The organism is Pseudomonas sp. GW101-3H06, from assembly GCF_059424605.1.
Genome location: NZ_JBWKZO010000001.1, coordinates 4,443,636 through 4,466,447, shown reverse-complemented (window position 1 = coordinate 4,466,447; position 22,812 = coordinate 4,443,636). Strand labels below are relative to the sequence as shown.

Here is a 22,812-nt window from a genome sequence, read left to right as displayed (position 1 = left end):
TGCATTCGTTTTATAGGGACGACGTGCCTTTGTGCTTCCCGCCACTGATCCGGATACCCAGAAATGAATGCTGAAGACTCCTTGAAACTTGCTCGCCGGTTTATCGGGTTGCCCCTGGAAAAGCGCCAGATGTTCCTTGCGGCCTTGCACAAGGAGGGCGTGGAGTTCGCCCGGTTCCCCATTCCTGCCGGCGTCGAGGCGGAGGATCGCCAGGCGCTGTCGTACGCCCAGCAACGCATGTGGTTTCTCTGGCAACTGGACCCGCAAAGCGGCGCCTACAACCTGCCGGGCGCGGTGCGCCTGAGCGGACGCCTGAACCTGCCAGCACTGGAACGGGCGTTCGCCAGTCTGGTGGCGCGTCACGAAACCCTGCGCACGGTGTTCGCCCGTCAGTCCGACGACAGCTTGCTGCAAGTGCCGGCCACGGCACCGCTGGTGATCGATCATGCGGATTTCAGCGCACTACCGGCCTCGGAACGTGAATCGGCAGTCGCCCGAGCAGCCGAACAGCAATCGGTGCTGCCGTTCGATCTGGGCAGCGGTCCGCTGCTGCGCGTGACCTTGCTCAAACTCGCCGAGCAGGAACACGTCCTGCTGCTGACCCTGCACCACATCGTGTCAGACGGCTGGTCGATGAACGTGCTGATCGATGAATTCATCCGCTGCTACGACGCCTTCGATGCCGGCACACAACCGCAACTGGCGGCGTTGCCGATCCAGTACAGCGACTACGCGCTCTGGCAGCGCCGCTGGCTGGAGGCCGGCGAGCAGGCACGCCAGCTCGACTATTGGCAGGCGCAACTGGGCGATGAGCATCCGGTGCTGGAACTGCCCGCCGACCATCCGCGCCCGGCGATGCCGAGCTATCGCGGACCCCGCTACGAATTCGCCGTCGACGGGCAACTGGCCGAGCAACTGCGGACCACCGCGCAGAAACACAACATTACCCTGTTCATGTTGTTGCTCGGGGCCTTCAACGTGCTGCTGCACCGCTACACCGGACAGAACGACATCCGCGTCGGCGTGCCGATTGCCAACCGCAACCGCGGCGAGATCGAAGGCCTGATCGGTTTCTTCGTCAACACCCAGGTGCTGCGTACGCAACTGGACGGCCAGACCCGGGTCGACGAATTGCTGCGCCGCATCAAGGAAACCGCCCTCGGTGCCCAGGCTCATCAGGACCTGCCGTTCGAGCGACTGGTGGAAGCCTTGAAACTGGAACGCAGCCTCAGCCACACGCCGCTGTTCCAGGTGATGTACAACCACCAGCCAGAGGTCGCGGACATTTCCACGGTCACCACCCAATCCGGTTTGGCACTGGGCGTGATTGAATGGCAAGGGCGTACCACTCAGTTCGACCTGACCCTTGATACGTATGAGAAAGGCGGCAAGCTGCACGCCGCGCTGACCTATGCCAACGACCTGTTTGACGCCGCGACCATCGCGCGCATGGCGCACCATTGGATGCACCTTTTGCAGGGCATGGTCAGCGATTCGCAGCAACGCATCAGCGATCTGCCGCTGCTGGAACAGGCTGAATACCAGCGCATCGTCCATGACTGGAACCGCGCCGACGGCAGTTTCGCCCAGCATCTGTGCATTCACCAGCTGATCAGCCAGCAAGCCGCCGCCAACCCGAATGCACTGGCGGTAACCTTTGCCTCCAAACAGCTGACCTGCAGCGAACTCGACCAGCAGGCCAATCGTCTGGCGCACAAGCTGATCGAACTGGGTGTCGGTCCGGAAGTCCGGGTCGGCGTGGCCATGCAGCGTTCCGAGCAACTGCTGATTGCCTTGCTGGCGGTACTCAAGGCCGGTGGCGCCTATGTGCCGCTGGACCCGGATTATCCGGCCGAACGCGTCGCCTACATGCTCGAAGACAGCCGTGCCCTGGTGCTGCTGACCGAGCAATCCGTTGCCGCCACTGTGACCGTGTCAGGCGACACCAGCGTGTTGCTGATGGACAACCTCTCGCTGACCGATTACCCAGCCAGCGCCCCGGTCACCCGCGTCACGCCGGATAACCTGGCCTACGTGATCTACACCTCCGGTTCCACTGGCAAACCCAAAGGCGTGGCCATCGCCCATCGCAACGTGCTGGCGCTGATCGACTGGTCGCTATCGGTGTACAGCCGCGACGACATTCAGGGCGTGCTGGCCTCGACCTCGGTGTGCTTCGACCTGTCGGTGTGGGAGCTGTTCGTGACCCTGGCCAATGGTGGTTCGGTGATCATCGCCCGCAACGCTTTGGAGCTGCCGTTGCTGCCGGCCCGGGATCAGGTACGGCTGATAAACACCGTGCCTTCGGCGATCAATGCCCTGCAACGCGACGGACAGATTCCGCCGGGCGTGCGCATCATCAACCTGGCCGGTGAACCGCTGAAGCAGAGCCTGGTGGACGCGCTGTACCAGCAGCCGACCGTCGAGCACATCTACGACCTGTACGGCCCGTCGGAAGACACCACCTATTCGACCTGGACCCGTCGCGAGGCCGGTGGCCGGGCCAATATCGGCCGCCCGCTCAAGCACACCGCCAGCTATCTGCTGGACGCCGACCTGCAAGCGGTGCCGCAGGGCGTGTCCGCCGAGCTGTACCTGAGCGGCGCCGGCATCACCCGTGGTTATCTGGCACGGCCGGACCTGACCGCCGAGAAGTATGTGCCGAACCCGTTTTCCAGCACTGGCGAGCGCCTGTACCGCACCGGCGACCTGACTCGTTATCAGGCCGACGGTAACCTGCAATACGTCGGCCGTATCGACCATCAGGTCAAGGTGCGCGGTTTCCGTATCGAGTTGGGCGAAATCGAAGCGCGATTGTTGCAACAGGACGCAGTCCGTGAACTGGCGGTGCTGGCGCAGGACGGTGCCAATGGCCAGCAACTGGTGGCCTACATCGTGCCGAACGATCCGGCGTTGCTCGATGACATCGATGCGCAAACGACCCAGCGCGAATCCCTGAAAGCGGCTCTGCGTCAGCACTTGCCGGACTACATGGTTCCGACGTTCCTGCTGTTCCTCGAACATCTGCCATTGACCCCCAACGGCAAGCTCGACCGCAAGGCCCTGCCGTCGGTTGATGGCACCACACAACAGCGCGAACACGTCGCGCCACGCAGCGAACTGGAAAAGTCCCTCGCGGCGATCTGGCAAAACGTGCTGGCCATCGACAATGTCGGTCTGGAAGACAATTTCTTTGAGCTGGGCGGCGACTCCATCGTCTCGATGCAAGTGGTCAGCCGCGCTCGCCAGGCCGGGATTGTGTTGAGCCCCAAGGACCTGTTCCAGCACCAGACCATCCGCAGCCTGGCCCAGGCGGCCCGCAGCGGCGGGCAATCGTTGATCGAGCAAGGCCCGGCCAGTGGCGCGGTGGCGCTGGCGCCGGTGCAACAGTGGTTCTTCGAGCAAGCCATCCCCGAGCGTCAGCATTGGAACCAGTCGCTGCTGCTGGTGCCACGCGAGTCGTTAAAGGTCGAGGCGCTGGAGCGTGCCCTGGAGCAATTGCTGACTCATCACGACAGCCTGCGTCTGCGCTATCAGCAAACCGAGAACGGCTGGCAACAGGCGTATGCCGCGCCCACTACCGATTCGGTGCTGTGGCAGCGTCAGGCACAATCGATCGAAGCACTTAACGCTCTGTGCGACGAAGCCCAGCGCAGTCTCGATTTGCACAATGGCCCGTTGCTGCGTGCACTGCTTGTGGCCATGGCCGACGGCAGCGAACGTCTGCTGTTGGTGGTTCACCACTTGGCGGTGGACGGGGTGTCCTGGCGCGTGCTGCTGGAAGATCTTCAGCAGTTCTACAACGGTGGCGTGGCGCCTGGGAAAACCAGCAGCTACCAGCGCTGGGTCGCGCGTTTGCAGGATCATCTTCCTGCTTTCGAAAGCAGCCTCGATCACTGGCAGACCCAACTGCAAGACGTACCAGGCGACCTGCCGTGCGAGCGCCCGAATGGCGCGCTGGAAAACCGTTTCGAACACAAAGTCGAACTCAAGCTCGGCGCCGAACAGACCCGCCTACTGCTGCAACAGGCGCCCGTGGCCTACCGCACCCAGGTCAACGACCTGCTGCTGACCGCACTGGCGCGCGCCGTTTGCCGCTGGAGCGGGCAGGGCAGCACGCTGATTCAGCTCGAAGGCCATGGCCGCGAAGACCTGTTCGATGACGTCGACCTGACGCGCACCGTGGGTTGGTTCACCAGCCTGTTCCCGCTCAATCTAAAACCTGCTGCCGATCTTGGCGCCTCGATCAAATCCATCAAGGAACAGCTGCGCAACGTCCCCGACAAAGGCCTGGGCTACGGCGCGCTGCGCTATCTCGGCGCGGCGCACACCCGCGCCGAACTGGCAGCGTTGCCGCAACCGCGCATCACCTTCAACTACCTGGGGCAGTTCGACCGTCAGTTCGACGACGGCGCGTTGTTCACCCCCTCCACCGAAGGCAATGGCATCGCACAGGATCCGTCGGCACCGCTGGGCAACTGGCTGGTGGTTGAAGGCCAGGTCTATGGCGGTGAGTTGTCCCTGAGCTGGGGCTTCAGTCGCGAGATGTTCGACACTGCGACCGTCCAGCGTCTGGCTGACGATTACGCCCGGGAATTGATCGCGCTGATCGATCACTGCTGCGCTCTGCAAGCACCACAAGCCACGCCATCGGACTTCCCGTTGGCGCGTATCAATCAGGCCCAACTCGACGGACTGCCACTGGCCGTTGCTCATCTCGAAGACCTGTATCCGCTGTCGCCGATGCAACAGGGCATGCTCTTCCACACCCTGTACGCGCCGCAGGTCGGCGCGTACATCAGCCAGTTGCGCCTGGACATCGGCGGGTTGGACATCGAGCGTTTCGCGCGCTCGTGGCAGGCCGCGGTCGAGCGTCATGACATCCTGCGCAGCAGCTTCCACTGGCAAGGTCTCGACACCGCGCATCAGGCGATTGCCCGTCGGGTCGAACTGCCCCTTGAAGTGCTGGAAGCGACCGACACCGATGCACTGGCCGACGCTGAACGCGCGAAAGGTTTCGAGCTGGGGACGGCGCCGCTGTTCCACCTGAAGCTCGTTCGCACGGGCGCCAACGACTGGCACCTGATCTACACCAGTCACCACATTTTGATGGACGGCTGGAGCAACGCGCAGTTGCTGGCCGAAGTGATCCAGCACTACGCCGCTGGGCAATCGTTGCCGGCACCCACCGGGCAATATCGCGATTACCTGGGCTGGTTGCAGCAGCAATCGGTGAAGGCCGGCGAGCAGTTCTGGAAAGCCGCACTGGCACCGCTGCAAACCCCGACGCTGCTGGCCGAAGCCTTGCGTCCACCGGTGGGCGTCGAGGGCAATGGCGAACACCGCGTCACCCTCGACAACCGCGCAACCCAGCGTCTGGCCGAGTTCGCCCGTCAACAGAAAGTTACCCTCAACACCCTGCTGCAAGCGGCCTGGAGCCTGTTGCTGCAACGCTACACTGGGCAAGATTGCGTGGTGTTCGGTGCCACCGTGGCCGGACGTTCGGCACCGTTGCCGGGGATCGAGGAACAGCTTGGCCTGTTCATCAACACCCTGCCGCTGGTGTGCGCGATCAAGCCGGACCAGACCGTCAGTCAGTGGCTGGGCGAGTTGCAAGGGCTGAACCTGGCGATGCGTGAGTTCGAACACGTGCCGCTGTACGACATTCAGGGTTGGGCGAGGCAACAGGCATCGGGGCAACAGAGCTCGGCGCTGTTCGACAGCCTGCTCGTGTTCGAAAACTTCCCGGTGGCCGAAGCGCTGAAGCAGGGCGCGCCGGCCGGGTTGTCGTTCGGTAACCTGCACAATCACGAGCGCACTCACTATCCGCTGACCCTGGGCATCGAATTGGGCGAAGGCCTGGGTCTGGAGTTCAGTTATGACGCGGCACGGTTCAGTGCCGGGCAGATCGCTCAGCTATCGGCGAATTTGCAGCACCTGCTGACGCAATGGGTGGCGTCGCCGGAGGCGGCGTTGGGCTCGCTGGAACTGCTCGACATCGATGGAAATAACGCAGTGCTCGCGATCAGCCAACTGCCTGCGGTTGAGTTATCCACAACGCTTTTGGCCCACGAGCAAATCGCCGCGCAAGCCGTAGCCACGCCCGACGCCTTGGCGTTGCAGATCGACGGCCACTCCCTGAGCTACGGACAACTGAATGCCCAAGCCAACCGCCTGGCCCAGTGCCTGATCGACCACGGCGCCGGTCCCGGCACGCGTGTCGGCCTGGCCGTGCGTCGTGGTCCGCAACTGATCGTCAGCCTGCTGGCGGTACTGAAAAGCGGCGCGGCCTACGTGCCGCTGGACCCGGCATACCCGGCTGAACGTCTGGCGTACATGATCGACGACAGCCGTCTCGAGGTGCTGCTGCACGAATCCGGCCTGCTCGTCGATGTGCCAGACGTACGACGCCTGAACCTCGAAGACACCACACCTCCTGCAGGAGCAGAGCTTGCTCGCGAAGGGGCCCGACCAGCCGCCGAAGATCTCGCCTACATCATCTACACCTCCGGCTCCACCGGCCAACCCAAAGGCGTCGCCATCACCCACGCCGCCCTGCGCGAGTTCTGCCAGACCGCCGTCAACTACTCACAGCTGTCACCCACCGATCGCGTCTTGCAATTCGCCACCTTCAGCTTCGACGGCTTCGTCGAGCAGTGCTTCCCGGCATTGTGCGTCGGCGCCGCGTTGATCATGCGCGGCGATGACCTGTGGGACACCGGCCGACTGGCTGCGGAAATCGTCGATCAGGGCGTGACCGTGGCCGATTTGCCGGCTGCCTACTGGTTTCTGCTGGCCCGTGAATGTGCCGGCGGTGTAGTGCCGAGCCTTGGCGATTTGCGTCAGGTGCACGTCGGCGGCGAGGCGATGTCGGTGGAAGGCCTGCGCCTGTGGCATCAGGCCGGCCTGAGTCATGTGCGCCTGCTCAACACCTACGGCCCGACCGAAGCGACGGTGGTGTCCAGCGTGCATGAATGCCAATTGGCCGATGCCAGCGATGCCTTCGGCATTCCGATCGGTCGCGCCATCCCTGGCCGTGCGCTGTACGTGTTGGACGCTGCCGGTCAGCTACTGCCGGCCGACGGCGTCGGCGAGTTGTGCATCGGCGCGCCGGCCTGCCTGGCACAAAGCTACTTCGACCGTCCGGCACTGACCGCCGAACGTTTCCTGCCGGACCCGTTCGCCCGCGAACCGGGTGCGCGTTTGTACCGCAGCGGTGATCTGGCGCGCTACAACGCCGACGGCAATCTGGAATACGTCGGGCGTATCGACCACCAGGTGAAGATTCGCGGTTTCCGCATCGAAATGGGCGAGATCGAAGCCTGCCTGCAAGCCCGGGACGAAGTCCGCGAAGCCGCCGTCATCGCCCAGGACGGCACGCAACTGGTGGCGTACGTCGTGGCCAGCGACGCGGTGGTGTCCGAGGCGGAGTATCTGGAAGGGCTCAAAGCCGTCCTGCGCCAGTCGCTGCCAGACTACATGGTGCCCAGCCACATGGTCCTGCTGGACAAGTTGCCGCTCAACAACAACGGCAAACTCGACCGCAAGGCCCTGCCACGGGCTGAGGCGGTTGATGCGCAACGTGACTTCGTGGCGCCGACCGCAGGACTGGAAACGCAACTGGCGCAGATCTGGCAGGAGGTGTTGCAGGTCGAGAGCGTCGGCCGCGATGACAACTTCTTCGAGTTGGGCGGCCATTCGCTGCTGGTGCTGCAAGTGATTTCCCGTGTGCGCCAGCAATTGCAGCTTGAACTGTCGGTGAGCAGTCTGTTCTCTGCAGCGAACCTGGCGGAATTTGCCGAGCGGGCAGCGCTGACGACCGTCGCAGGGCAACCGCTGTTGCAACGCGCGGTGGACGATCAGCCGCGAATTCTGTCCTACGCCCAGCAACGCCAATGGATTCTCTGGCAACTGGACCCGCACAGCGCGGCCTACAACATTCCGGCAGCGCTACGCCTCAAAGGTTCGTTGAACCGCAACGCGCTGCGCCAAGCCTTCGAGCAATTGCAGGCGCGTCACGAAACCCTGCGCACCACCTTCGAACAAGACGGTCAGCAGGCCCGTCCACGGGTGCACCGCGAACTGCCATTGCAATTCAATGAGCAACCCATCGAAGAGACCTCGATCAACCACGCTGTGGCCGAAGAAATCGCCCGGCCGTTCGACCTGCGCAACGGCCCGCTGTGGCGCATGTTGCTGTTGCAAATCAGCGCCGAGGATCATGTGCTGGTGCTCACCGTGCACCACATCGCTGCCGATGGCTGGTCGATGCAGGTCATGGTCGATGAGTTCAACGCGTTGTATCGGGCTGCCGTTGAAGGTCGTGTCGAACGCCTGAAAGCGCTGCCGGTGGCCTACAGTGACTACGCCCGTTGGCAGCGCGACTGGCTGGAGGCCGGGGAGGGCGCACGGCAATTGGCCTGGTGGCGCGAGCAACTGGATGGCAGCCAGGCACCGCTGCAATTGCCGAGTGAACTGAGTCGCCCGGCTCGCCGCAGCGAGCGTGGTGCCAGCCTGCTGTTGCAGGTCGATCGCGACTTGCTCGCCGGGTTGCGCCAGCGTGCGCAAGAACAGCAAGTGACGCTGTTCATGCTGTTGCTGGCGAGTTTCCAGACCTTGCTGCATCGTCAGAGTGGACAGTCGGGCATCAGCGTCGGTGTGCCGAGTGCCGGGCGTTCGCGCCTCGAAACCGAAGGCCTGATCGGTTTCTTCATCAACACCCAGGTGCTGCGCGCCGAGATCGACGGGCAGCAACCGTTCAGCACGTTGCTGCAACAGGTCAAGCACACCGCATTGGCGGCGCAGGCCCATCAGGACTTGCCGTTCGAGCATCTGGTCGACGCCTTGCAGCCCGATCGCAGCCTCAATCACAGTCCGCTGTTCCAGGTGCTCTATAACCATCAGCAACAGCTGGGCGCCAGCGTCGAACGCGCCGTGGCCGATTTGCAGGTCGAGCGTCTGCACTGGCAGCAGCACACCGCGCAATTCGATCTGGTGCTCGATACCCAGGAGCAGGGTGATGAACTGGACGCCAGCCTGAGCTACACCACTGATCTGTACGACGAAGCGTCGATGCAGCGTTTCGCCAGTCAGTGGCTGAACCTGCTGCGCGCGGTGGTCGCCGATCCGCAGCAGCGCGTGGCGCAATTGCCGCTGCTGCAAACGCCGCAATACGATGAGCTGATCCAGCACTGGAACCCGGCGTTCCAGGTACAGCCGCCGTCTCCAACCCTTCATCAGTTGTTTGAAGTCCAAGCTGAACAGCGCCCGGACGCCGTCGCACTGACCTATGAAGGCGAACAGCTGACCTACGCCACGCTCAACGCCCAGGCCAACCGCCTGGCGCGCAAACTGCGCGAGCAGGGTGTCGGCCCGGAAGTTCGCGTGGGCCTCGCCACCGAGCGGGCGATGCCGCTGGTGGTGGGTTTGCTGGCGATCCTCAAGGCCGGTGGCGCCTACGTGCCGCTGGACCCGCAATACCCGGCCGAACGCCTGAGCTACATGATCGACGACAGCGGCATCGCGTTGCTGTTGACCCAGTCACACTTGATCGATGGCTTGCCGGCCCGCGACGGCGTGCAAGTGCTGGACCTTTCGTCGTTGCAACTGGACGCTTACAGCAGCGACAACCTGCCAACCCTGGCAACCCCGGACAACCTCGCCTACGTGATCTACACCTCCGGTTCCACCGGTCGGCCAAAAGGCGCACTGCTCAGCCATGGCAACGTCGGGCGTTTGCTGACCGCCACCGCCGCTGAGTTCAATTTCGGCGCGGACGATGTCTGGACCCTGTTCCATTCCTATGCCTTCGATTTCTCGGTGTGGGAGCTGTTCGGTTCGCTGTGCACCGGCGGGCGCCTGGTGATCGTGCCGTACTACATCAGCCGCGAACCGCAGGCGTTCCACCGCTTGCTCTGCGATGAAGGCGTGACGGTGCTGAACCAGACCCCGACCGCGTTCCGCCAGCTGTTGCCGATTGCCTGCGCCAGCCCGCGCAGCCTGGCGTTGCGACAGGTGATTTTCGGCGGTGAAGCATTGGAAGTGGCGAGCCTGCGGCCATGGTTCGAGCGCTTCGGCGACCAGCAGCCAACGCTGGTGAACATGTACGGCATCACCGAAACCACGGTTCATGTGACCTATCGCGCGATCCGCCTGGCCGACCTCGACGGCCAGTTGCAGAGTCCGATCGGCCTGCCGATCCGCGACCTGCGCTGGTACTTGCTCGACAGCCAGTTGCAACCGGTGCCGGTGGGCGTGGCGGGCGAGTTGTATATCGCCGGTGCCGGCCTGGCGCGGGGTTATCACGGACGTTTCGGCCTGACCGCCGAGCGTTTCGTACCGAGCCCGTTCGACGCTTCCCAGCGCCTGTATCGCAGCGGCGACCTGGCGCGCCAGCGTGTCGACGGCAGCATCGACTACCTCGGGCGGATCGACCAGCAAGTGAAGATCCGTGGCTTCCGTATTGAACTGGGCGAGATCGAAGCCGCACTGCTGGCGCAACCGGGCGTGCGTCAGGCGGTGATCAGCGTGCATGCCGGCGACGACGGTCCGCAGCTATGCGCTTACGTGGTCGCCGAACACACCCCGCATGACCCGATTGGCTGGCGCGACACCCTGCGCGCCGCGCTCAAGGTCGACCTGCCGGATTACATGGTGCCCAGCCACTGGCTGCTGCTCGATGCCTTGCCGCTGACCAGCAATGGCAAGCTCGACCGCAAGGCCTTGCCGCTGCCGGATGTCGAGCACTGGCAGCGTCCGTTCGAATCCCCCGAAGGCGATCTCGAACAGCAACTGGCCGCGATCTGGGCCGACGTACTGGGCGTGGCGCAAATCGGTCGTCGCGACAACTTCTTTGAATTGGGCGGGCATTCACTGCTCGCCGCCCAGGCCAGTGCCCGCGTGGAACTGGAACTGGGGATCGAGCTGCCGCTGCGCGCGCTGTTCGAAAGCAACGACCTTCAGGCTTATGCCGCCATGGCCGGGCAATACACCCCGATTGACAACGATGCACGTCTGGATGCGCTTGAGTCACTTCTGGACGAGATGGAGTTCAACTGATGGAACACAGCACTGCCCAGCGTATTGCCACCCGCTTTGCCGGCCTGCCTGCGGACAAGCGCCGCGAGTTTTTGCAACGCATGCAGGAGCAAGGCGTCAGTTTCGGCCAACTGCCGATTCCGCCCGCCGCCGAGCCACAAGCGACTTTCGAACTGTCCTACGCGCAGCAACGCCAATGGTTCCTCTGGCAGCTCGACCCGCAGAGCAGCGCCTACAACATTCCTGCCGCGTTGCGTCTGCACGGGTCGCTGAACCTCGCGGCGCTGCAACACAGTTTCGACGTGCTGCTGGAACGGCACCAGAGCCTGCGCAGCCGTTTCGTCGAGAATGACGGCCAGGTGAGGCAAGCCCTGGCGACCTTCACCACGCTGCCCATCGAACAGCACGATCTGCGCGCCGAACCCGAGGCCCAGCGCCTTGAATCGGCGATGACAAAAGTCGAAGCGGAAATCGCCCGGCCGTTCGATCTGCAACATGGCCCATTGTTGCGCGTCAGCTTGTTGCAGCTCGACGCCGAGGATCATGTGCTGGTGCTGACCCTGCACCACATCGTCACCGATGGCTGGTCGATGGGTGTGCTGGTCGAAGAGTTTTCCCGGCTCTACGCCGCTCACTGTCAAGGGCAGAGCGCTGGACTGCAAGCGTTGCCGATCCAGTATTGCGACTATGCCGCCTGGCAGCGGCGCTGGATGGAAGCGGGGGAGCTGGAGCGTCAACTGGATTGGTGGCGGGAAAAACTCGGCAGCGAACAGCCGTTGCTGGAATTGCCGACCGATCGTGCACGTCCGGCGCAACCGAGCCAGCAGGGCGCGCGTCTGGATTTCGCCCTCGACTCAACATTGGCCCGCGAGCTGATGAGCCTGGCCAAACAGCGCGGCGTCACCCCGTTCATGCTCTTGCTGGCAAGCTTCCAGGCCTTGCTCTATCGCTACAGCGGCCAGTCCGACCTGCGCATCGGCGTGCCGATCGCCAACCGCAACCGCGCGCAAACCCGTGGCCTGATCGGCTTCTTCGTCAACACCCAAGTGATGCGCGCCGAACTCGACGGGCGTCTGCCGTTCAGCCAGCTGCTGGAGCAGACCCGCGCTGCATCGCTGGATGCCCAGGATTATCAGGACCTGCCATTCGAACGTCTGGTGCAAGCGCTGCAAGGTGAACGCAGCCTCAGCCACAGCCCGCTGTTCCAGGTGATGTTCAACCACCAGCAGGCGAGACCGGCAGCGGTCAGCGGCTTGCTCGCGGGGCTGCGGGTCGAAGCGCTGAACGCCAAGGCACACACCACCCAGTTCGACTTGCAACTGGACACCCAGGAAGAGGGCGACCGGCTGTTCGCCAGCCTGACCTACGCCACCGATCTGTTTGACGCCAAGCGCATCGAGGATCTGGCTCGCCACTGGCGCAACCTGTTGGCCGGTGTCTTGGCCAACCCGCAGACCCCGTTGGCGGAACTGCCGCTGCTGGATGCCGATGAGCGCCTGCGCATCCTCGACGACCTCAACGCCACCGCAACGCGTTATCCGGGCGAAGTCTGCGTACAGCGACATTTCGAAGCGCGCGTGGTGGAAAACCCTGAAGCGACCGCGCTGGTGTTTCAGGGCCGGAGCCTGAGCTACGCCGAACTGAACCTGCGCGCCAATCGCCTGGCGCATCACCTGCGTGCCCAAGGTGTCGGCCCGGAAGTGATCGTCGGGATTGCCTGCGACCGTTCGTTCGAGATGGTGGTCGGCCTGTTGGCGATCCTCAAGGCCGGCGGCGCCTACGTGCCACTGGACCCGGAATACCCGCTGGACCGCTTGAACTACATGATCGAAGACAGCGGTATTTCGCTGTTGCTGACCCAGGAGCCTCTGCTGGCGCAATTGCCGACGCCGGACTCGGTGCGCACCCTTTGCTTGCACAGCGATGTCGATTGGTTGAGCGACTTGCCGGGCACTGACCCCTCTAATCTGGCGATTGCCGAAAACCTCGCCTACATGATTTACACCTCCGGCTCCACCGGCAAACCGAAAGGCGCGGGCAACCGCCATGTGGCCCTGCACAACCGCCTGGCGTGGATGCAACAAGCCTACAACTTGCAGCCCACGGACCGTGTGCTGCAAAAGACGCCGTTCAGTTTCGACGTATCGGTCTGGGAATTCTTCTGGCCGTTGATGAAAGGCGCCACCCTGGTCATCGCCGCGCCGGGCGAGCACCGCGATCCGCAACGCCTCGCCGCACTGATCGTCGAACAGGCGATCACCACGCTGCACTTCGTGCCGTCGATGCTTTGCGCCTTTATCGCTGCCGACGAAGCGCTGGCCTGCACCTCGCTGACCCGCATCATTTGCAGTGGCGAAGCATTGCCGATGGAGCTGCAGCGCCAGACCCTGCGCGCTCTGCCGCAAGCCAATCTGTACAACCTCTATGGCCCGACCGAAGCGGCCATCGACGTCACCCACTGGACCTGTGTGGAAGAGGGCCGCGACAGCGTGCCGATCGGTCGCCCGATCGCCAACCTGCGCACCTTGATCCTCGACAGCGAACTGCAACCCTTGCCGCTGGGCGCGGTGGGCGAGCTGTACCTGGGCGGGGTCGGCCTTGCTCGTGGTTACCATCGCCGTGGCGCGCTGACCGCCGAACGTTTCGTGGTCGATCCGTTCGGCAGCGGCGAACGTCTGTACCGTACCGGTGACCTGGCGCGCTATCGCGCCGACGGCGCCATCGATTACTGCGGACGCATCGACCACCAGGTGAAGATTCGCGGCTTACGCATCGAGCTGGGGGAAATCGAAGCCCGTCTGCAAGAACATGCCGAGGTGCAGGAAGCCGTGGTGCTGGCCCTCGACGGCCCGAGCGGCAAGCAACTGGTGGCCTACATCGTGCCGCAGGATCGCGCGTTGATCGCCACGGATGCAGATCAGCAGGGCGCCTGGCGCGAAACCCTGAAAAACCATCTGCTCGGCAGCCTGCCGGACTACATGGTGCCGGCGCAGACCGTGCTGATCGAACAGATGCCCCTGAGCCCCAACGGCAAACTGGACCGCAAACGGCTGCCGGCACCCACCGTGCAGGTCAGCCAACGCGCCTTCGAAGCCCCACGCAGCGCCCATGAACAGGTGCTGGCGCAGATCTGGCAGGAGGTGTTGGGCGTCGAACAGGTGGGTCGCCAGGACAACTTCTTCGAACTGGGCGGCGACTCGATCATCTCGATTCAGGTGGTCAGCCGCGCCCGCCGTGCCGGCCTGAGCCTGCAACCGCGTGACCTGTTCCAGCAGCAGACTTTGCAAGCACTGGCCGGCGTGGTGAAAGAACAAGCCGCCCCGCTGGCGCAGCAAGGGCCGGTGGACGGTGTGCAAAAACTCACGCCGATCCAGCGCTGGTTCTTCGAAGAGCCGATCCCGCAACGCGCGCACTGGAACCAGGCGGTGTTGCTGGTGCCACGGGAAACCCTTGACCTGCCGCGCCTGCAAGGCGCCTTGCAACGGCTGCTCAAGCAACACGACGCGCTGCGTTTGCGCTTCAGTCAGGTCGATGGCCAGTGGTCGGCCCGCTATGTCGGCGCCGACAGTGCCGATGTCATCGACATGCTCTGGACCGCCCGCGTCGCCAGTGATGCCTCGCTGGAATCGGTGTGCGATGAAGCCCAGCGCAGCCTCAGCTTGCAAGACGGGCCGCTGCTGCGGGTGGCGTTGATCGCCCAGGCCGATGGTTCGCAACGGTTACTGCTGGTGATTCATCACTTGGCGGTGGACGGTGTGTCGTGGCGAGTGTTGCTGGAGGATTTGCAGGCCGCCTACCAAGGCCAGGAACTGCCACCGAAAACCAGCGCCTTCCAGGCCTGGGCCGACAAGCTCGACGCTTATGCACGCTGCGAAACGGCCATTAATGAGTTGAGCTGGTGGCAAAGCCACTTGGAAGGCGCCAGTGATTCGTTGCCAGCGGCCAATGCCCAGGCCAGTCAGGCCGGGCATTTACGCCAAGGCGTCAGCATCGGTCTGGACCGCGAACAAACCCGCCAGCTGCTGCAACAGGCCCCGGCGATCTACCGCACCCAGGTCAACGACCTGCTGCTGACCGCACTGGCCCGTACCCTCAGCCGCTGGACCGGCAGCGAATCGGCACTGATTCAGCTCGAAGGCCACGGCCGCGAAGAGCTGTTCGACGACATCGACCTGACCCGCACCGTCGGCTGGTTCTCCAGCCTGTTCCCGGTGTGTTTGAAACCAACCGCCGACCTTGGCGGCTCGATCAAGGCGATCAAGCAGCAATTGCGTGACATCCCCGGCAAGGGCCTGGGCTACGGCCTGTTGCGCTACCTGGGCGATACCACGGCGCAAACGGCGCTGGCCGCATTGCCACAGGCGCGGGTCACCTTCAACTACCTCGGTCAGTTCGACCAGAGCTTTGCCGAAGATGCGCTGTTCACGCCGGCAAAAGAGTCCAGCGGCGCCGCGCAATCGGCGCACGCACCGTTGCCGAATTGGCTGTCGGTGGACGGTCAAGTCTATGGCGGCGAACTGAAACTGGACTGGACCTTCAGCAGCGAATGCTTCGACCGTCGCGAGATCGAAACCCTGGCCGCGGATTTGCGCAGTGAGTTGCTGGCGCTGATCGAACACTGTCTGAGCGACGGCGCGGGCGGCGTGACCCCGGCGGATTTCCCGCTGGCGCGTTTGAGCCAGGCGCAACTCGATAGCCTACCGGTGAAGCCTGCGCAGATCGAGGATCTGTACCCGCTGTCGCCGATGCAGGCCGGTCTGTTGTTCCACAGTTTGTACGAGGCGGATTGCGGCGCGTACGTGAACCAGCTCAGCGTCGAAGCCCGCGGCCTTGACGCCGAACGCCTGGGCCGCGCCTGGCAAGCGGTGCTCGACAGCCACGCGATCCTGCGCAGCAGTTTCCACTTCCCTGAAGGTTTCGAGGCGCCGGTGCAACTGGTGCATCGTCATCTGCAATTGCCGATGACCTGCCTCGACTGGCGTGGCCGCGCGGATCAGGCCCAAGCCCTGGCGCAGCTGATCGACAGCGAACGTCTGCAGCTTGATTCGACCCGCGCACCGCTGATGCGCCTGGCCCTGGTGCGCCTCGACGACGAACGCCAGCAACTGATCTACACCCACCATCACCTGTTGCTCGATGGCTGGAGTAATTCGTTGCTGCTCGGCGAAGTGCTGCAGCGTTATGCCGGGCAAACCGTACAGTCGCCAACCGGGCGTTTCGCCGACTACATCGGCTGGTTGCAACGCCAGGATACCGAGGCTGACGAGCTGTTCTGGCGCGGGCAACTGGCGAGTCTTGATAACCCGACGCTGCTGGCCGAGAGCCTGAGCCTTACTAACCCGTCGGACACGGCATTTGCCGATCATCGCCAGACCTTCGACGTGGCCACCAGCAAGCGCTTCAGCGACTTTGCCCGCCAGCAGAAAGTCACCCTCAATACCCTCGTTCAAGGTGCCTGGGCACTGCTGCTGCAACGCTACAGCGGTCAACGCAGCGTGGCGTTCGGCGCGACGGTGGCGGGGCGCCCGGCGGCCTTGCCGGGAGCCGAAAGCCAACTCGGCCTGTTCATCAACACACTGCCGGTGATCAGCAGCCCGGACGCCGTGGAAAGCGTCGAGCAATGGTTGAGTCGTTTGCAGGCGCAGAACCTGGAATTGCGCGAACACGAATTCACCGCGCTGGGCGACATTCAGCGCTGGGCCGGACGCGCCGGTGAGCCGCTGTTCGACAGCCTGCTGGTGTTCGAAAACTTCCCGGTGGCCGAAGCGTTGCAACAGGGTGCGCCGGCGGGACTGAGCTTCCAGGTCCCGCAGAACCACGAGCGGACCAACTTCCCGCTGACCCTGGCGGCCACCGCCGAAAGCCAGCTCAGCCTGAACTGGAGCTACCAGTGCAGCCACTTCAGCAGCGAAGCGATTGCACGGATGAGCGAACACCTGGCCGCGCTGCTGGCCGCCATGGTCGCTGCGCCACAGGCGGCCTTGAGTGAGCTGGACCTGCTGACTGCACCGGAGCGCGCGCAACAGTTGATCGAGTGGAACCCGGCGTTTACCGCAGAGCAGAATCCGCTGTGTGTGCATCAGTTGATCGAAGCCCAGGCCGACATTCGTCCGCACGCCACCGCACTGATCTTCAACGACCTGGAACTGAGCTTCGACCAACTCAACCGCCGCGCCAACCAGTTGGCCCATCGCTTGCGCGCACTGGGCGTCGGCCCGGAAGTGCGGGTCGGCCTGGCGATGCAGCGAACGCCTGCGATGATCGTCGGCCTGCTGGCGATCCTCAAGGCCGGCGGCGCCTACGTGCCGCTGGACCCGGCCTACCCGGCGGAACGCCTGCGTTACCTGATGGAAGACAGCGGCATTTCAATGCTGATCAGCCAATCCTGGCTGCGGGAAAAACTGCCGTTGCCACAGGGGCTGTTGGTGCTGGAGATTGACCGCGAGCCTTTGGCGTCCATGGCGGACACCAACCCGGTCAACCTGACCTGCGGCGAAAACCTCGCCTACCTGATCTACACCTCGGGGTCCACCGGTCGGCCCAAAGGCGTCAGCGTGGCCCACGGCCCGCTGGCCATGCACTGCGTGAAGATTGGCGAGTTGTACGGCATGACCCCGGATGACCGCGAACTGCAATTCGCCTCGATCAGCTTCGACGGCGCCCACGAACGCTGGCTGACACCACTGGTGTTCGGCTCGGCGGTCATGCCCCGTGACGACGAGTTGTGGAGCGTGGAGCGCACCTGCGCCGAGATTGAAAAACACGGCATCACCATCGCCTGCTTCACTCCGACTTATCTGGGGCAGATCGCCGACTTCATGGGCGAAGCCGGACGCGATCTGCCGATCCGTTCCTACACGCCGTGCGGTGAGGGGATGGCCAAGCATGCGTTTGACGAAGTGCAGCAGGTGCTGCAACCCAAGCGCCTGATCAATGGCTACGGCCCGACCGAGACGGTGATCACGCCGTTGATCTGGCTGGCGTATCCAGACACCGAATTCGATTCGGCCTTTATGCCGATTGGTCGACCGGTGGGTAACCGCAGCGCCTACATTCTCGACGGTGGCTTGCAGCCGTTGCCGGTGGGCGTGGCGGGCGAGTTGTACCTGGGTGGCGAAGGCGTCGCCCGTGGCTACCACCAGCGTCCTGATCTGACTGCCGAACGCTTCGTGCCCGATCCGTTTGTGCCGGGCGGTCGCCTGTATCGTAGCGGTGACCTCGCACGGTTCCGTGCCGATGGCGTGGTCGAGTACCTGGGGCGTATCGACCAGCAAGTGAAGATTCGCGGTTTTCGTATCGAACTCGGCGAAATCGAAGCCTGCCTGGTCGAACACGAAGGCGTGCGTGAAGCCTTTGTGATCGACCGTGAAGGCCCGGCGGGCCGTCAGTTGGTGGGCTACGTGGTGCCACGCGATCCGCTGGCTGATGAGCAGGAACTGCGTGACGCGTTGACGGTGCATCTGCGCGGCCGTCTGCCGGCGCACATGCTGCCCGCGCATCTGATCTGCCTGGCGGCGTTGCCGCTGACGCCGAACGGCAAGCTCGACCGTCAAGGCCTGCCGGCGCCTGAAGCGACTCGCCAGCGTCAGGATCAGGTGGCGGCCGCGTCGCCCGCCGAAGCGCTGTTGGTGGCGATCTGGCAGGAACTGCTGGGCCTGGAGTCGGTGGGGGTCACCGAGAACTTCTTTGAGCTGGGTGGCGACTCGATCATCTCCCTGCAAGCGGTAAGCCGTGCCGGGCAGCGCGGGCTGGTGTTCAGTCCCAAGCAACTGTTCGAGCAACAGACCATTCGTGCCCTTGCGGCAGTGGCCGGCAGCCGTGAAGCCGCGCTGGTCGAAGCACCAAAAGTCGAAGCGTTTGCGCTGGTGCAGCACGTCGACGTGGCCGCGCGCGCAGGCCTGCAAGACCTGTATCCGCTGTCGCCGATGCAGCAGGGCATGCTGTTCCACTGCCTCGATTCACCGCAGCTCAACCCCTACGTCAACCAGTTGAGCGTCGAGGTTGAAGGTTTGCAGGTGCCGCGTTTCCGCGCGGCCTGGCAGGCGTTGATCGAGCGTCATGAGGTGCTGCGCGCGGCGTTCCGCTGGCGCGATGGCCTGGCTGACCCGTTGCAGGCGGTGTTTGCCGAGGTTGAGTTGCCGATTGAAGAACTCGACTGGCGTAATCGCACGGACACCGAACAAGCGCTGAGCGCACTGGCCGCCGCCGAACAGGCCAAGGGCTTCGACCTCAGCTGTCCACCGCTGATGCGCTTCATTTTGGTACGCCTGGGTGAAGCGCGGTACCAGATGATCTGGGTCTACCATCACCTGCTGCTGGACGGCTGGAGTGCTTCGCGTCTGTTGGGCGAGATGCTGCGCCTGTACCACCACGACAGCCTGCCGGCGCTGACCGGTCGCTACGCCGACTACATCGCCTGGCTGCAACGCCAGGGCGACGCCCAGGCTGAAAACTTCTGGCGCGAGCGCCTGGCCTCGCTGGAAGCGCCGACCATTCTGGCCAAGGCCTCAGGGGCAGCGGGTTCCGGCCATGGCGTGATGTACAGCGACCTTGACGCCGAAGCGACGCGCAAGCTGCATAGCTTCGCCAAGCGTCAGCGTGTGACCCTTAATACGCTGGTTCAAGGTGCCTGGCTGTTACTGCTGCAACGCCACAGCGGCCAACGCAGCGTGGCGTTCGGCGCCACGGTGGCGGGGCGTCCGACGGGACTGGCCGGTGCCCAGGAAATGCTCGGTCTGTTCATCAACACCTTGCCGGTGATCCAGACCCTCGATCCGCAACAACCGCTGGGCGAGTGGTTGCGTGAGCTGCAGGATTACAACCTGAGCGTGCGCGACTACGAACACACACCGCTCTCGGATATCCAGCGCTGGGCCGGGCAGGGTGGCCAGGGTTTGTTCGACAGCATCATCGTCTTCGAGAACCATCCGGTGGACCGCGCCTTGAAAGGCGGCGAAGAAGGCGAGCTGCGCTTTACCGACGTCGGCAGCGGCGGCGTGACCAACTTCCCGATGGACTTGATGGTCAGCGCCAACGACGAAGGCCTGGAAGTTGAGTACCTGTATCTGCGTGACCGCTTCAGCGACGTGGAAGTGGAGCGGATTCGTGCGCAGCTTGAAGGTCTGCTGCGGGCGCTGCCTGAAGAGGCGGATCGCTTGCTGGGCAACATTGGTTTGCCTGAGGCGCGTTTGAGCCTGCCGCAAGTGTCCACTGACCAGGCGGATTTGCTGCACAGCTTCAACCGGCATGTGATTGCGCAGCCGGAAAAAGTCGCCTTGTTCTGTGAGGATCGCGAAGTCAGTTATGCACAGCTGGAGGCCCGGGCCAATGGTCTGGCGCAACAGCTGATCGCTCGCGGTATCGGCGCGGAAAATCTGGTGGCGGTGGCGTTGCCGCGCTCCGAACGCACCATCGTCGCGTTCCTCGCGGTGCTTAAAGCCGGTGCGGCGTACTTGCCGCTGGATCTGGCGTATCCGGCTGAACGACTGGCCTGCATGCTCGGCGATTCGGCTGCCAGCCTGTTGCTCTGCGACAGCGATCTGGGTGAGCGCCTGCCGCTGGCCGACTGTCCGCCGCGTTTGCTGCTCGATCAGCTGACTGTTGCCGATAATGCCGAGTGCCCGGATTCCGCACCGCTGCCCGGGCACCTGGCGTACCTGATCTACACCTCCGGTTCCACTGGTCAACCCAAAGGCGTGGCCGTGGCGCGGGGGCCGATTGCCCGGCATTGCCGCGGCATCATCGACCTCTACGAACTGGCCCCGCAAAGCCGCGAACTGCACTTCATGTCGTTCGCCTTCGACGGTGCCCAGGAGCGTTGGCTCAGTGTGCTGTTGGCCGGTGGCAGCCTGGTGATTCGCGAAGACAACCTGTGGACCCCGGAGCAAACCCTGGAGGTGTTGCATCGCCACAGCGTCACCGTCGCCTGCTTCCCGCCGGCGTACCTGCAACAGATGGCCGAAGTGGCCGAACGCCTGGGCAATCCGCCGGCGGTGCAGGTGTACTGCTTCGGCGGCGATGCGGTGCCGGATGCCAGTTTCGAACAGGTCAAGCGTGCACTGCGTCCACAGCGTCTGGTCAACGGTTACGGTCCGACCGAAACCGTGGTCACGCCGCTGCTGTGGCGTGCCGAGGTCAGCGAAACCTGCGACGCGGCTTACGCGCCGATTGGCCGAGGCGTGGCGGGCCGCGGCTTGTACATCCTGGACGCCGACCTTAATCCGTTGCCGGTGGGCGTCAGCGGTGAGTTGTACCTGGGCGGCGACTGCCTGGCCCGTGGTTATCACCTGCGTCCGGGCATGAGCGCCGAGCGTTTTATCCCCGATCCGTTCGAGGCCGGTGGCCGTATGTACCGCACCGGCGACCTGGTGCGCCATCGTGAGTGCGGCTTGATTGACTACCTCGGACGACTGGACCAGCAAGTGAAGATCCGTGGTTTCCGCATCGAACTGGGTGAGATCGAAGCGCGCCTGCGCGACGGTGCCGGGGTGCAGGATGCAGCCGTGGTGGTGCACGACACGCCGACCGGCAAGCAGCTGGTTGGCTACGTCGTTGCATTGGGCGCGGCGGGACTGGACCGCCGGCTCAAGGCCGAACTGCAAGCGCAGTTACCGGATTACATGGTGCCGGCGCGGATCCTGGTGCTGGAGCGCTTCCCGTTGTCGGCCAACGGCAAGATTGATCGCCGGGCACTGCCGGCACCGGAATGGGCCATCGGCGGTTATCGCGCTCCGCGTAACGCACTGGAACAGGCGCTGACCGCGATCTGGCAAGACGTACTTGGCGTGCCGCAAGTGGGCATCGACGACAACTTCTTCGAACTCGGTGGCGACTCGTTGCAAGTACTCAAAGTCATCTCGCGGGTGCGCAGTCAGCCACAATTGGGCTTCGAATTGAAGCTGCGGGATCTGATGCAGAAACCGTGCATCGCTGAACTGAGTGGCTATCAGGCTGCCGAGACTTCGAGTGCGCCGGACCCGTTGCTGGCCTTGAATGGCCGGGTGGCAAACGTGCCGGCGCTGTTCTGCCTGCACGCCGGGTTCGGCACGGTGTTTGACTACGAACCACTGGCCCGTCGCCTGGAAGGTCGGCGCACGGTGTACGGCCTGCAATGCCGGATGCTGCTCGATCCGCAATGGCAGGACGCATCGCTGCTGTCGATGGCACAGGCCTATGCGCAGCGGATTCGCGCGCAGCAGCCAGAAGGCCCGTATTACCTGTTGGGCTGGTCCTTGGGTGGTGCGTTGACGCAACTGGTGGCCCATGAACTGGAAACCCAGGGGCAGACGGTGGCGTTTGCCGGGCTGGTCGACAGTTATGTGGCGGGCACGGCAGAGGCGGGGGATTGGCGTGAAGATTTGGCGGATTTCCTGAAGTTTGTCCTGGGTCAACCGTCTGAAGAAGCACAGGCGTTGATTGCGCTCGCCATCGGACTGAACGAACGCGAAGGCGCCACCGCGGTGATCGAAGCGGCCATGCACGTTTCCAATGGCCACGCGGCGTTGGGCGCCAGTGAGCTGACGCAGATCTTTGCCACCGGCTCATCGCTCAAGCAACTGGCATTGGCCCAACGGCAACTGCCGAAAGTGCAGGTCGCAGCACATCGCTGGTGGGTGGCCGGGCGCGAGGATGAACGCCGGGTGTTTGAAGCTCAGGTCGGGCATCACGGAGTGGATCGTCAGTTGACCGGTGGGCATTACGAGTTGCTGCGGGGTGATGAGTTGCTGGATCAGCTGGAGGATTTGCTGGAGCGCCGCTTGGTGACTGCATAACCAC

Annotated in this window: 2 protein-coding genes; both read left to right on the top strand. The window is 63.8% G+C overall.

Going from position 1 to position 22,812, the window contains the following annotated elements; genetic code table 11:
• Positions 1-63 precede the first annotated feature (63 nt).
• On the top strand, positions 64-11,058 hold the full coding sequence (locus tag AC07ZE_RS20290; RefSeq protein WP_207266386.1) for a non-ribosomal peptide synthetase: 10,995 nt from the start codon (positions 64-66) through the stop codon (positions 11,056-11,058).
• Positions 11,058-22,808, top strand: a complete 11,751-nt coding sequence (locus AC07ZE_RS20285; protein ID WP_207266385.1) for a non-ribosomal peptide synthase/polyketide synthase — start codon at positions 11,058-11,060, stop codon at positions 22,806-22,808. Before AC07ZE_RS20290 ends, AC07ZE_RS20285 begins: the two co-directional genes overlap by 1 nt.
• Positions 22,809-22,812: the final 4 nt, after the last annotated feature.

What these genes read in the sequence shown, in the direction of transcription:
- AC07ZE_RS20290 (WP_207266386.1), top strand. Translation starts at nt 64, where the DNA reads ATGAATGCTGAAGACTCCTTGAAACTTGCTCGCCGGTTTATCGGGTTG.
- AC07ZE_RS20285 (WP_207266385.1), top strand. Translation starts at nt 11,058, where the DNA reads ATGGAACACAGCACTGCCCAGCGTATTGCCACCCGCTTTGCCGGCCTG.